At 30.3% G+C, this 13,919-nt stretch carries 15 protein-coding genes; 7 read left to right on the top strand and 8 right to left on the bottom strand.

All coding sequences use genetic code 11. The features are described from left to right. Positions 1-15 precede the first annotated feature (15 nt). The 6 genes from MPF19_RS06475 (at position 16) to ftsY (ending at position 3,308) form a co-directional block, all read left to right on the top strand. Positions 16-777, top strand: a complete 762-nt coding sequence (locus tag MPF19_RS06475) for a threonine/serine exporter family protein (RefSeq protein ID WP_249987311.1) — start codon at positions 16-18, stop codon at positions 775-777. A gap of 2 nt (positions 778-779) precedes the next feature. Then, positions 780-1,259, top strand: coding sequence for a threonine/serine exporter family protein (locus tag MPF19_RS06470; protein ID WP_203393573.1), 480 nt, complete (start codon positions 780-782; stop codon positions 1,257-1,259). 109 nt (positions 1,260-1,368) lie between these two features. Further along, entirely contained in the window at positions 1,369-1,608 is a 240-nt protein-coding gene (rpmB, locus tag MPF19_RS06465; RefSeq protein WP_105049176.1) for a 50S ribosomal protein L28, read from the top strand. A 27-nt stretch (positions 1,609-1,635) separates the two neighbouring features. Continuing rightward, positions 1,636-1,818: a 50S ribosomal protein L33 gene (gene rpmG / locus MPF19_RS06460; protein WP_068449915.1), complete on the top strand. Its 183-nt coding sequence runs from the start codon at positions 1,636-1,638 to the stop codon at positions 1,816-1,818. A 52-nt stretch (positions 1,819-1,870) separates the two neighbouring features. Next, positions 1,871-2,023, top strand: coding sequence for a DUF4295 domain-containing protein (locus MPF19_RS06455; protein ID WP_203393572.1), 153 nt, complete (start codon positions 1,871-1,873; stop codon positions 2,021-2,023). 310 nt (positions 2,024-2,333) lie between these two features. Next, a complete protein-coding gene (gene ftsY, locus MPF19_RS06450; RefSeq protein WP_249987310.1) occupies positions 2,334-3,308 on the top strand; it encodes a signal recognition particle-docking protein FtsY in 975 nt (324 codons plus the stop codon). Positions 3,309-3,458: 150 nt separating this feature from the next. On the opposite strand, the gene cysK is transcribed toward ftsY, so the two are convergent. The 6 genes from cysK to MPF19_RS06420 all read right to left on the bottom strand — a co-directional run bounded on the left by cysK (position 3,459) and on the right by MPF19_RS06420 (position 11,648). After that, entirely contained in the window at positions 3,459-4,373 is a 915-nt protein-coding gene (gene cysK / locus MPF19_RS06445; RefSeq protein ID WP_203393570.1) for a cysteine synthase A, read from the bottom strand. 343 nt (positions 4,374-4,716) lie between these two features. Further along, the gene (locus MPF19_RS06440; RefSeq protein WP_249987308.1) at positions 4,717-6,915 is read right to left on the bottom strand and encodes a M1 family metallopeptidase; all 2,199 of its coding nucleotides are present in this window, start codon (positions 6,913-6,915) and stop codon (positions 4,717-4,719) included. Positions 6,916-7,053: 138 nt separating this feature from the next. After that, complete coding sequence (locus tag MPF19_RS06435; protein WP_249987307.1) at positions 7,054-9,183, bottom strand: M1 family metallopeptidase; 2,130 nt, start codon at positions 9,181-9,183, stop codon at positions 7,054-7,056. Between the two features lie 61 nt (positions 9,184-9,244). After that, complete coding sequence (locus MPF19_RS06430; RefSeq protein ID WP_203393567.1) at positions 9,245-9,742, bottom strand: DUF6702 family protein; 498 nt, start codon at positions 9,740-9,742, stop codon at positions 9,245-9,247. 301 nt (positions 9,743-10,043) lie between these two features. Then, complete coding sequence (locus MPF19_RS06425) at positions 10,044-10,856, bottom strand: hypothetical protein (RefSeq protein ID WP_249987305.1); 813 nt, start codon at positions 10,854-10,856, stop codon at positions 10,044-10,046. A 9-nt stretch (positions 10,857-10,865) separates the two neighbouring features. Continuing rightward, positions 10,866-11,648: a carboxypeptidase-like regulatory domain-containing protein gene (locus MPF19_RS06420; RefSeq protein WP_249987303.1), complete on the bottom strand. Its 783-nt coding sequence runs from the start codon at positions 11,646-11,648 to the stop codon at positions 10,866-10,868. Between the two features lie 93 nt (positions 11,649-11,741). Between MPF19_RS06420 and pepE the strand changes: the two genes are divergently transcribed. Beyond that, a complete protein-coding gene (pepE, locus tag MPF19_RS06415) occupies positions 11,742-12,446 on the top strand; it encodes a dipeptidase PepE (protein WP_249987302.1) in 705 nt (234 codons plus the stop codon). Positions 12,447-12,451: 5 nt separating this feature from the next. On the opposite strand, the gene MPF19_RS06410 is transcribed toward pepE, so the two are convergent. Then, positions 12,452-13,186 carry an SDR family oxidoreductase gene (locus MPF19_RS06410; RefSeq protein ID WP_249987300.1) on the bottom strand — a complete coding sequence of 245 codons (735 nt, stop codon included), beginning with the start codon at positions 13,184-13,186 and terminating at the stop codon, positions 12,452-12,454. 53 nt (positions 13,187-13,239) lie between these two features. After that, positions 13,240-13,842: a TetR/AcrR family transcriptional regulator gene (locus MPF19_RS06405; RefSeq protein ID WP_249987299.1), complete on the bottom strand. Its 603-nt coding sequence runs from the start codon at positions 13,840-13,842 to the stop codon at positions 13,240-13,242. Positions 13,843-13,919 lie beyond the last annotated feature (77 nt).

The following is a 13,919-nucleotide window of genomic DNA, read 5'->3' as shown; positions in this document are numbered from 1 at the left end:
AGGAAATAACATAAAATGAAAGATAAAGAAATTATAGAAACTTCTAATAGTCTTTTAGAAGTAGGTAGTTTGTTAATGGAGTCTGGAGCAAGTACTCATAGAATTAGGTTGACTATAGAACGTTTAGGAGCTGGTTTAGGGTATAGTAGCGAAACATTAATAACTCATAAAACGGTGTTTTTATTACTAAGAAATAACACAACGGACGAACTTTATAATAGTTTTAAAAAAACACCTCCGCACAGTGTAAATTTTACTCTAGTATCAGAAATAAGTAAATTAAGTTGGAAAGTTGTAGAAGGTAAATTATTATTAAAACAATTACAAAATGAGATTGTTAGAATAAAAAACATTCCTCGTTACTCTTTTATATCGGTTTTAATCTTTGTAAGCTTTGCAGATGCAGGGTTCTGTAGATTATTTGGAGGGATGTATTTAGATATGCTTATTGCTTTTGTAGCTACATTTTTTGGTTTTATTGTAAGGCATTATTCGGCAAAAATAAAATTTAATGTTTATTTAAGTATTGCTTTTGCTGCATTAACAGCCAGTTTAATTGCTGGTGGAAGTACTTTTTTAAATGATAGTAGCACAAATCATTTGGCTTTTGCTACCTCCGTTTTATTTCTAATTCCTGGCGTACCTTTAATCAATTCATTTTCTGATTTAATGGATGGTTATACCATGAACGGAATTGTTAGAGGTACTCATGCCATGTTAATAGCACTATTTATTTCATTAGGCATGTTTGTTGCCATGTTAATTTATAATTTTTAAAGATGAAAATTTTCCACTTTTTAGAAATGGCAGTTTGGTTGGCTGTTGCTTCTGTAGGTTTTGCTAAATTATTTAATGTACCTAAAAAAGCATTAATTATGGCAGCTGTGTTAGCAGCTATTGGCGGTACTTGTAAGTTAATTTTAATTCACTTTGGGGTACATATAACGCTAGCATCATTAGTAGGGGCTATTGTTGTTGGGTTTTTAAGTATTCCAGCAGCACATAAACAACATGTGCCACCTCTAATTTTATCTATTCCGGCAGTTATACCTATGATTCCAGGGGCTTTTGCGTATGAGGCTATGTTAGGTTTTTTTAAGCTTACAACAGAGTTAGATGCAAAAACATATCAAATTATATTAAATCATACTATAAATGATGGCTTAAAAGCTATTTTTATTATTTTTTCTCTAACGGCAGGCGTTTCTTTTCCCATGTTAATTAGCCGTAAAGAGTCTGCAAAAAACATACATTTTTAAGCAATTGAAATTATTTGATAAATAATAGTAAAATAGTTTTGTTCAGAATTAGAATTATCTGTATATTTGCACCTCGTTTAGAGATAACACTATAAATACTGTCGAAAAGATGTCTAGAGTTTGTGAATTAACAGGTAAAAAAGCAATGGTTGGGAACAATGTATCTCACGCTTTAAATAGAACTAAGAGAAAGTTTGACGCTAATCTAATGACCAAGCGTTTTTATATCCCAGAAGAAGATAAATGGATAACATTAAAAGTATCTGCTTCTGCATTAAAAAATATTAACAAGAAAGGAATTTCTACAGTTATAAAAGAAGCGAGAGCTAACGGATTTTTAACTAAATAAGCTTAAGCGATTTAAAATTTTATACAGATGGCAAAAAAAGGAAACAGAGTTCAGGTAATTTTAGAATGCACAGAGCATAAAGCTTCTGGTAAAGCAGGTACTTCTAGATACATTACAACAAAGAACAAAAAGAACACTCCAGATAGAATGGAAATTAAAAAATTCAATCCTATCTTAAAGAAAATGACTGTTCACAAAGAAATTAAATAATTAAACTATCTAGAACTCAGAATAGAGCACATAGATTTAAAAAACTTAGACAATGGCAAAAAAAACAGTAGCATCGTTACAAACATCTTCAAAAAGATTAAGTAAAGCTATCAAAATGGTAAAATCTCCAAAATCTGGAGCGTATACTTTCGTAGAAGCAATTATGGATCCATCAAAAGTAGATGCATTTTTAGCAAAAAAGTAATATTTACTATATAAAATATATAAAACTACTTTCTAATTTAGAAAGTAGTTTTTTTTGCGTCTTATAATTCCGTATTTTTGAGCGTTACCTAAAAAGGTCGCGCTTTACATTATATCTTTTCTTATGCTGTTATAGTTAAGATAATTTTGTGTTTTAATGAAAACCTTTTACTAATAAGTAAATAAGTTGCTTTTTAAGAGAAAAGGATGCCATTTCAATCGCTAACGCAAGCTTATTTAGTGACAATTTGACCAAACCCAACAAATGGCACGTTTTTTAACGTATTGCTATTATAGTATAAAAGATAAAAATGAGTTTTTTTAAAAAAATATTTTCAAAAGAAAAAAAAGAAACCTTAGACAAGGGGTTAGAAAAGTCTAAAGAAAGTTTCTTTGGTAAATTAACAAAAGCAGTTGCGGGTAAATCTAAAGTAGATGACGCGGTTTTAGATAACTTAGAAGAAATTTTAGTAGCCTCAGATGTTGGTGTAGATACAACTCTTAAGGTTATTGAAAGAATAGAAGCTAGAGTTGCCAAAGACAAATATGTTGGTACAGATGAGTTAAATAGAATTCTGCGCGAAGAAATTGCAGGCTTACTTTCTGAAACCAATGTAGGTAACGAAACCGAATTTGTAATTCCGGAAATACCTAAAGATAAAGACGGTAATAAAATGCCTTATGTCTTAATGGTAGTTGGTGTAAATGGAGTTGGTAAAACAACTACTATTGGTAAGTTAGCAGCACAATTTAAAAAACAAGGATTAAAAGTTGTTTTAGGAGCAGCCGATACTTTTAGAGCAGCAGCCATAGACCAATTACAAGTTTGGGCAGACAGAACAGATGTACCAATTGTACGTCAAGAAATGGGGTCTGATCCTGCTTCCGTTGCTTTTGATACCTTAAAATCTGCAGTAAATCAAGATGCAGATGTTGTAATTATAGACACCGCAGGTCGTTTACATAATAAAGTTAATTTAATGAATGAGTTAACGAAGATAAAACGTGTAATGCAAAAAGTGGTTGACAATTCTCCACATGATGTATTATTAGTTTTAGATGGTTCTACAGGTCAGAATGCCTTTGAGCAAGCTAAACAATTTACTTTGGCTACAGAAGTTACTTCTTTAGCAGTTACTAAATTAGATGGTACGGCAAAAGGTGGTGTTGTTATTGGTATTTCAGATCAATTTAAAATACCTGTAAAATATATTGGAGTAGGAGAAGGAGTTGATGATTTACAAGTGTTTAATAAACATGAATTTGTAGATTCATTTTTTAAATAAACCTTACTCATTAAAATAAGACATAATCTTGTGATACAGAAATTGTTTCAGTATTTCAATTTATTAGAATATAAGAATCTGGTGTAATTTTAGATTTAAAAAAAGCCTCACAATTTGTGAGGCTTTTTTAATAATAATAATTGTATTTTTTTAATCTGTTAAAAGACCTTCTACAGAAAGGTAACGTTCTCCTGTATCGTAATTCATAGTTAATATGATTTCTTCTCCTTGTAATGTTGGCAGTTGTTTTCTAACAGCAGCTAAAGAGGCTCCTGTAGAAATACCTACTAAAATTCCTTCCGTTTTTGCAATGTTTCTAACCTCTGCAAATGCTTCTTCATTTGTTATTTTAACAGCACCATCAATTATATTTCTATTGAAAGTTTCAGGAAAAAACCCTGGGCCAATTCCTTGTAATTTATGAGGTCCTGGTTCTCCTCCAGAAATAATAGCAGAGCCGCTAGGTTCTACAGCCAATACTTTTATACTTGGAAATTTTTCTTTTAAAACTTCAGCCATACCAGTAATATGTCCACCAGTTCCAACTCCTGTAATTAAGTAATCTAAACCTTCTGGAAAATCATTAACCACTTCTTGAGCAGTTGTTTCATGGTGTATTTTTGGGTTTGCTGGGTTTGTAAATTGAGATGGCATCCACGCATTTTTATTTTCTGCTACCATTTCGTTTGCCTTTGTAATAGTACCTCCCAAACCAAGTTCTTTTGGAGTAAGCACAAGATTTGCTCCATAAGCTTTCATTAATGCACGTCTTTCTATAGACATAGATTCGGGCATTACAAGGGTAAGTTTTAAGTTTTTTACCGCTGCAACCATGGCTAAACCAACACCAGTGTTACCAGAGGTTGGCTCTATGATTTCGGTATCTTTATTAATAAGGTTTTTACTTTCAGCATCTTCAATCATTGCCAATGCAATTCTGTCTTTTATACTTCCACCTGGATTCGCTTTTTCTAGTTTCATCCAAACATTTGCGTTTGGAAATAATTTTGCCAATCTTACAACGGGTGTATTCCCAATGCCTTCTAAGATATTATTTATTTTCATGTGGTTATTATATTTAGATTGTGTGATTATTTAAATGTGTTAGCTAAATTAATTTTTTATGCTGAAATAGCCTTATAAAAAATCCTAATTTAATGCTAAAATAGGAGGTTAGTTTATAATTTTAAGATTGCAGTCCTTGCGTTTTAAAACGATTTTTTTAAGGAAATTAAATTTATTTTTTATGGTTATATATGATGAGCCGTTTTTTCTTACAATTGGCTTTAAAATAATTGCATAATAAACAATTATAGTAAAATGTTTAATGAGTTTTATTATAAGAATTATCAGCATAAAAAAAGCCACACAAACGTGAGGCTTTTAGTGTAAGAAAACAGTAAGTAATTTATTGTTTTACTTTGTTTTTAAATTTATCAAAGGCATTAGATTCTTTCTTAGGCCAGCTATTGTTAGAGGTATCTACATCTGCTGTTTCAAAATCTGGATCTACGGTGATACTTTTAATTTCTTGACTTGATGCAAATACTCTTTTAACAGTATCATTTTTCATCCATATTTGAGCCGGAAATGTTTGTTTTTCAGTAGTACCATCTGCATAGGTTAACTCTATAATTAGTGGCATTATTAGTCCTCCTTGTTTTTTAAACTCTACAGAATAAATAAAAGAAGGTACTTCTTTACCTTCTGCATACGCATCCATTGCTTTAGGATTGGCATCTTCTTTTTTATCGGTAATGTAAACTAAGTCTCCTAAACCATCAAAATATTGCTTGTATTGTTCTTTTAGTTTTGCAACTCTTTCGTTAGGCTTGTCTGTTAAAAATAAAGGTTTTACTGTTTTAATAGCAATGTCATTTACATCTGTGGTATAAAACCAACCTCTCCAAAACCAGTCTAAGTCCATCGCAGATGCATCTTCCATAGATCTAAAGAAATCTGCAGGAGTAGGGTGTTTAAACATCCAACGTTTAGAATAAGTTCTAAATGCATGGTCAAACAATTCTGGTCCCATAATCGTTGTACGTAAAATATATAAAGCCGCCGCAGGTTTTGTATAAGCGTTAGGGCCAAATTGTTTTACATAATCTCCTTGAGACATAATCGGAGAGATGTTACTTTGGTCTCCGCTCATATATCTTGTAATTTCTTTTGCTGGGTTACTTGCAAATAAGTCATAATCATAACTGTACTCTGCTAAAATTTCAACAAAAGAGTTTAATCCTTCATCCATCCAAGTCCATTGTCTTTCATCAGAATTTACTATCATAGGAAAAAAGTTGTGGCCTACTTCATGTATAATTACACCTAACATTCCTTTTTTAGTTCTGTCAGAATATGTTCCATCTGGTTCTGGACGCCCAAAGTTGAAACAAATCATAGGATATTCCATTCCTTGTCTTTGGGAATGAACAGAAATAGCTTTAGGATACGGGTAATCGAATGTTAATTTAGAATATTCAATTAATGTATGTGCAACAGCTCTTGTAGAGTGCTCTTCCCATAAAGGGTTTCCTTCTTTAGGATATAAAGAAACAGCCATTACCGTTTTACCATTTATTTTGGTTGCCATGGCATCCCAGATGTATTTTCTAGAAGATGCAAATGCAAAGTCTCTTACTTTTTCTGCTTTAAATTTCCACGTTTTTGTATTTTTAGCACGTCCTTTTTCTGCTTTTTCAGCTTCCGCTTGCGTTACAATTATAACGGGTTTGTTATAAGATGTTCTTGCTTGTTCCCAACGTTTACGTTGTGTTTTAGATAATACATTTTTTTCGTTTTGTAAAACCCCAGTTGCATCTACAATATGATCAGCAGGCACTGTTAAGTTTACTTCATAGTCTCCAAATTCTAAAGCAAATTCACTACGACCCCAGAATTGCATATTTTGCCATCCTTCTACGTTGTTATACACGGCTAATCTTGGAAAAAATTGAGCAATTGTATAATTATTGTTTCCGTCAGGAAAAGTTTCTAAACCAGAACGTCCACCATCTTTGTTGATGTCGTTAATTTTGTAATTCCATTTTATGCTAAATTTAAAAGTATCTCCAGAAGCCAAAGGTGTTGGTAAATTAATACGCATCATGGTGCTGTTTATAAAGTGTGATAAAGGTTTACCATTACTTTCTACTTTTTCGATATGAAAACCAAAGCCTTTTCCTTCTTCCATAAAAGTACTTTTAAACTTATCCGGACTAATAAAAGGTGAAGCACCTGTAGATTTAGCTAAAGGGGTTTTAGAGTCGTCTGCTCTCATGTTTTGGTCTAACTGTACCCATAAATATTCTAATTGATCTTTAGAATTGTTGTGATATGTAATTGTTTCATCACCATAAATCTTATTAGTACTTTCTTCTAAACGAATGTCCATTACATAATCAACTTTTTGTTGACTGTATTGACTTCCAGGAGCACCAGATGCTGTGTGTTGATCATTAGGAGTTGCCAAAACATCTTTTAGTTGTCTAAATTTGTTTTGGTCTGTGTGCCCTTGTGGAGCGCTATTTTCTTCTTTTTTTTCTTGAGCAAAAATACCTGTTGCAACAAAAAATAGAGAAAACATCATTAAAGAGAGTTTTTTCATTTGATTTAATTTGAATTTAATTGTGGATAAAATTAGTGATTAGTGTATAGATAGGTGGGGAAATGTTAAAAAATTAACAAACTTTTATAAGAAAAAGCGATATGTTGATGTATCGCTTTTTTTGGTTAAAAATTATGGTTATCCCTTTATTTTGCTTTTAAATTTTTCGAACTTATTACTTTGTTCTTTTGGCCAGCTATTGTTAGAGGTATCTACATCGGCGGTTTCTAAATTAGGGTCTATAATAATTTTAGAAACTTCTTTGTTAGAAGAAAAAACTTTGGTGATTTCTTGATCATTAAGTCTCCAAATTTGTGCCGGATATACTTTTCTTTCAGTTGTACCATCTGTATAATTAAATTGTACAATAATTGGCATTACTAATCCACCTGGTTTGTTATAGGTAATTTCATAATGAAATTTAGATTTTTGGTTTTTCGCAGCTCCAAAACCTAAGCCTTCTGTGGTATCTTCAATAAAATCTACATTATCTCCATTTGCTTTTGTGTAGTATTTTTTCACACTTTTAATACCAATATCAGTTACATTTGTAGTGTAAAACCAACCTCTCCAAAACCAATCTAAATCTACACCAGAGGCATCTTCCATAGTTCTAAAGAAATCTGCAGGTGTTGGGTGTTTAAACATCCAACGTTTCGAGTAGGTTCTAAAAGCATGGTCAAACAATTCTTTTCCCATAATAGTTTCTCTTAAAATCCATAGAGCGGTAGCTGGTTTGGCATATGCATTGTTACCAAATTCATACACATTATCTCCTTTGGTCATAATAGGTGCAATCTTAGATTGATCTCCAGCCATATATTTTACAATATTTTTAGGATAGCCTCTTGTAATAGGAAAATCTTTATCATATTCTAATTCTGCTTGCATTTCTACATAAGAGTTTAGTCCTTCATCCATCCAAGTCCATTGTCTTTCATCAGAATTTACAATCATCGGAAAAAAGTTATGACCAACTTCATGAATAACTACTTTTATCATTCTGTATTTCACTCTGTCAGAATACGTACCATCTACATCTGGTCTTCCTGGGTTAAAACAAATTTGTGGGTATTCCATTCCCATTTGTCCATCTACAGAAATTGCTTTGTGGTACGGGTAATCAAAAGTATATTTAGAATATGTTTTTAAGGTTTGCGCAACTGCTCTTGTAGAATGTTTGCCATATAAAGGATTTGCTTCTTTAGAATATAAAGAATATGCCATTACCGTTTTACCGTTAATGTCTACTGCCATAGCATCCCAAATAAATTTTCTTGAAGATGCAAAAGCGTAATCTCTAACATTTTTAGCAACAAATTTCCAGGTTTTGGTTTCTTTAGATTTGCTTTTTTCAATTTTTGTAGCCTCTTTTTGAGTGCGAATAACAACAGGATTGTCAAAAGTTTGTCTAGCTTTTGCTAATCTTTTTAATTCTGTTTTTGTAAAAACTTCACTTTCGTTTTGTAAATTACCTGTTGCACCTAACATGTGGTCTTTAGGGGTTGTGATATTTACGGTAAAATCTCCAAATTCTAATGCAAATTCACTTCTTCCCCAAAACTGACCATTTTGCCATCCTTCTACGTTGTCATACACGCACATTCTTGGATAAAATTGTGCAATTACATAATTGTTGTTATTATTTTCTGTAAAATGCTCAAAACCAGATCTACCACCTTGAGTTCTATGATTATTAATATTGTACCACCAACTTACTTTAAAAGAAAAAGTTGTTCCAGCAGCCAAAGGTTGTGGTAAATTAATACGCATCATTGTTTGGTTAATGGTGTGTGATAATTTACTACCATTAATGTTTGATACACTCGTAATTTTAAAACCACCCTTAAAAGGTGTTTCTGGAAAACTACGATTAAAACTACTTTTAGATAAGGATTTAGAAATTTTATTTGGTTGAATATCTGGCGTTTTAGAATCTGCAGCTCTCATATTCTGATCTAACTGCACCCATAAATAAGTTAATGCATCTTTAGAATTATTATGATATATAATAGTTTCTTTACCCGTTATTTTTTGATTGTTGTCATCTAAAATAATATCCATTACATAATCTACTTTCTGTTGTGTATAATTTACACCAGGTGCTCCAGAAGCAGTTCTTTGACTATTAGGAGTTGCTAATTCGTCTTTAAGTTGTTTAAACTTATTCTGATTGATATGACCTTGCTGGGTAATATTTTTTTCTTGGGCAAATATATTTGTCCCAATAAAAAAAACACTAATTAGTAGTAATGTAATTTTTTTCATTTGTACCTGAATTGAATTAGCGTACAAATTAAGGATAAGTAGTTAAAAAAGTTAAAAAGAGTTAAAATTTTAACAAACCTTTATCGTTTTTAGCATTTAGTAAAATACTTTTGTGTTTTTCACCAACTTTAGACTTAATTAAATTTTGTTGTTGTGGAAAGTGATTTGTTAAAATTTTATTGGTAATTTCTATAGTATGCACTTGTTTTACATCTTCAATTTCCAAATAAAAATACACTAAATCTCCATCATATTCTTTACCAATATAATTAAAGTTCTTAGAAACAGTATCAATTTTTAAATGCAATTTTTCGTTTAAATATTTTATAAAATAAACATCATTGTCTTTTAATTCCTTTTTTGTGTCTAATTGTAAGTCTATATTATATTTCTTGTTTAAAGCATCTTCTATATCATCAATAAAAACATTAATTGTTATTTGTACAACTTGTTTTTCGTTTCTGTATTCAATCTGAGTTAAGCTTAAATAATACTTGTGAGCAGAGAAGGAGAGCAATGGAATTATAAATAAAAGTAAAAAAGTTTTTTTAGAATTCATATTGATATTAAAACAATTATTGCGCCAAATTACTCTTTTTTTATGATTTTTAAATACGGAATACTTTCTTTCTGAAAGATTTTTATAAGTTCTAAAACCTTGTTTTCTTTATGTAGCTGTTCTATGCCTAAAGGATTGCAGTATTCTGAAAAATGATTGTAATTTTTTTAGGAATTTTGAACAGCACCTAAAGAGTCGGTAACTTTGCCAGAAAGCAATATTTTTGTTTCTTGTGATAAAGAAGTAAAAGTTATGATGAGTATAAAAAGTAGAAGCAGTCTTTTTACCATACATTTTTAACTTATTCTTCTTTTAGGATTTTTAAATACGGGATACTTTCTTTCTGAAATATTTCTATCAGTTTTAAAATTTTATTTTCGTTATATATTTTATAGAGATCTAAATAATCACAATAGTCTAAAAAATGAAAATATTTTTCTTTCGGTATTTTTAATTTTTCAAAGAAAAAATCTTCTCCAAGTTCTGATAGTATTTTGTTTCTAAATGCTTTTTTACGATCGAATTTTTCATCAAGTAATTGTGATTTTTCAAATTTCTTAGAAGAAAACAGGCCTTGTATGAGTCCTCCTGCATTAATGCCAGAATAAGAATTAGCAACGGTATTTACTGGGGTAGATTTTACTCTATCATTAGCGTCTATTCTATGGTCTACTATAGAAAAATCTACATTAGAAAAATCCATATTGCTTTTTAATAAAGCATACTTTTCTTCAGTAGGTATGTTTTTAACATCTAAAGCCAATTTACCAGTTAAATTATTTCTTTTTAATTCAAATTCATCCAAAACATACGTATTAAATTTTAGTCTTACTATTAGGGCTTTGTTATCTATTATTTCTTTATTGATGGTTATTATTTGGGTAACGTGTTGTATCGTAGAAAACCTTAAAGAATCGCCCAAAGAAACATGAATTTGAAAACGACCATCATCATAAGAAAAAGTACCTTGATTTGTTTTTAGGTTGATGATATTTGCTCTTTTAACAACCCCCAAAGAGTCCAAAACTCTTCCAGCTATTAACGTTTGTCTTTCTTGGGCCAAAGAAGTTAGGGTTGTAAAAAATAAAAAAAGTTGAAATAGTTTTTTTTCCATTGAGTGGTGCTAATGATCGGTTAAATATAAATCTTCATTTACTATTTTGCGAGGAAAAAGTTTACTTTCCTTCATTAATAATTTTAGTACATCTAATTTATTATCTCTTTTAAAAATACGAATTATATTTTTATCGATGCAATCATTTAGAAATTGATTTATATAAACTTTTTGAATTTTTAAGTCTGTAATAAAAAAGTCATCAGTAAAATGTTTCCTAATTTTTTCTAGTTCAGTATCTTCTAAAGCCATTTCCTTTAGCTGTTTTTCTCTTTTCTTATTTCCGTTAATAGTATTTATTAAATTGCCTAAATTTATGGAAGCACCAGAGCGGAATTTCACAAGAGATTTATCTTCATTTATAGTGGTATTTGCATAAGGCAAATTCAGTTTTGCTGCATTTACAACAGGTCCTTTATAAGTGGTTATTTTTGGATCTCTATAAAAAATACTTTCTTGTTTTTCTAGTACAATTTCTTTTAAAACAATGGTATTTTCTTCTAGTTGAATGTTTAAGTTTCTAGCAGAAATTATGCTATCGGTAATTACAATTTGCTTGTGTTTGTATTTTAAATGAGAGTAAAATAAGGTATCTCCAATTTTAACAGGTATTTCAAAAAAACCATGATCGTTGGTAATCGTACCAATGTTGGAGTTTTTATTTACAATATGTACATCTGCAATAGCCAAACTATCTAAAACAGTTGTACCTGTAATAAAAGTCCTTTTTTCTTGAGCCTCTAAAATAGGAATGCTAATAAGAAAAGTGAATATGGCTAACAATTTTTTCATTCTTACAAAGAACGTCGTAAAGTGTCATAAAACTCTATTAAGAGAATTGTAAACTTGTGTTAAAAGAACGCTTAAAATTCTTATTTTTGGTATATGAAAAAAATGATTATTGCTAGTACATCTACAGTACATGGAAGTACTTATTTAGAATATTTATTACCTACTCTAAAATTACACTTTAAAGGAGTAAAAGAACTATTATTTATTCCGTATGCAAGACCAAGTGGAATTTCTTACGACACTTATACTGCGATAGCCAAAAAAGCTTTTTCTAATCTTAATATTGATGTAAAAGGGATTCATGAGTTTGAGAATCCTAAAGGTGCTATTAAAAATTCTGAAGCAATTTTTACAGGAGGAGGAAACACATTTGAGTTGGTAAATCAATTATACAAAAATGAGGTTTTAATTGTTTTAAAAGAAGTTATAGATAATGGTACTCCATATTTAGGCACAAGTGCCGGAAGTAATATTTGTGGTATAAATATGAAGAATACTAATGATATGCCAATTGTATATCCACCGAGTTTTACAACTTTGGGCTGTATTCCTTTTAATATAAATGCGCATTATTTAGATCCAATTGAAGGTTCTACTCACATGGGCGAAACGAGGGAAACTCGTATAAAAGAGTTTCATGTATTTAATGATACTCCGGTTTTAGGTTTGCGAGAAGGAAGTTGGCTAGAAGTTGCTAATGATGCTATTTTTTTAAGAGGGAAATTGACTGCTCGTTTGTTTGAACAAAATAAGCAGCCAATTGAATTAAAAAGTGGGGGACTAATTAATGAATTTTAAATATTTTATACCATTGCTCCGTTTGCACCAATAACTTGTCCGGAAATCCATTGAGATTCATCGCTAGCCAAAAACAAAACTACACGAGCTATATCAATAGGTTTTGCCAAGCGGTTAAAAGCGTTCATGGCACTTAATGTTTTAATAAATTCTGGCGACTTTCCTTTTAAAAATAAGGTTGTTTCTGTAGGGCCAGGAGCCAGGGCGTTTACAGAAATGCCTCTACCAATTTCTTTAGAAAATACACGTGTCATTTGTTCTACAGCAGCCTTGGTTGCAGAGTAAATAGCGTATGTTGGTAACATTAGTTTTACGGTGCTAGAAGAAATATTTATAATACTTCCATTATCTGCAAGTTTGCTTTCTGCTTCCTGTAATGTGTTAAAAAGTCCTTTAACATTTACATTAAAATGAGTATCAAAATCTTCTTCTGTGTTATCTTTTAGTTTTTTAGAATTCATAACACCTGCATTGTTGACTAATACATCTATTTTGCCATAAATTTCTATGGTTTTATCAAAAAGGAAAGTAACTTCTTTTCTTTTACTAACATCTGCTTTTATAGCAAATGCTTGCCCTCCGTTGGTAATAATAGTACTAACGGTCTCATTTGCTTCTGCTTCACTATTCGCATAATTAACAATTACTTTCGCTTTATTTTCAGCTAATAGTAGTGCTATTTCTTTACCAATTCCTTTGGATGAACCTGTTACAATAACTACTTTGTTTTTTAATTTCATTATTTAGTTTTTTATAATAGATACTATTTGGTATGTTTTTATTGAAAAAAAAATCAAGCTTTTAATTGATTGATGTACAATGATAACCCTAATAGGTATTCATTAAAAATTTCATCACTTTCATATAATTTACGTATTCCTCTTATACCTTCATAAGCACTTATTAAATAAATGGCAGTAGACGTACTTGAAATAGATTTTTTAATATAATTTTCTTTTTTTCCTTTTTCTATGAGATGTATTAGTGCAGATTTCCACTCTTCAATAATCGATTTTAATGCAATTTGATACACTTTTTCTGAATTTCCAATTTCATTGATAAAATTATTCATTGGACAACCCTGTTGTTTTTCTTCTAGAGAAAAAGATTTAATTCTGTCTAAAAAAGTGGAATTTAAAATTTTAATAGCATTACCAGAAGTGTAAAGAGGAGCAATCATACTGTTATAAGCTGTCTTTTGTAATTTTAGCTTAATTATAGCAACTCCTAATTCTTTTTTGTTTTTGTAATGATGATAAAAAGCTCCTTTTGTTAGCTTTGTTTTTAGCATTATTTTATCTACACTAGTGGCTTTAAAGCCATCTTTATAAAATAATTTAAAGGATTCATTAAGAATTAATTCTTTCGTAGATTCCGATTTTTGTTTCTGTAACATTTTTCGAATTTAATAAAAAATACTAAGTAGTATGTTTTATCAACCTTATTTAACATTTACTTATTTAATAGTAAATG

Source organism: Polaribacter sp. Z014, assembly GCF_023555435.1.
GTDB lineage: Bacteria > Bacteroidota > Bacteroidia > Flavobacteriales > Flavobacteriaceae > Polaribacter.
This window is presented reverse-complemented; position numbering and strand designations above follow the sequence as displayed.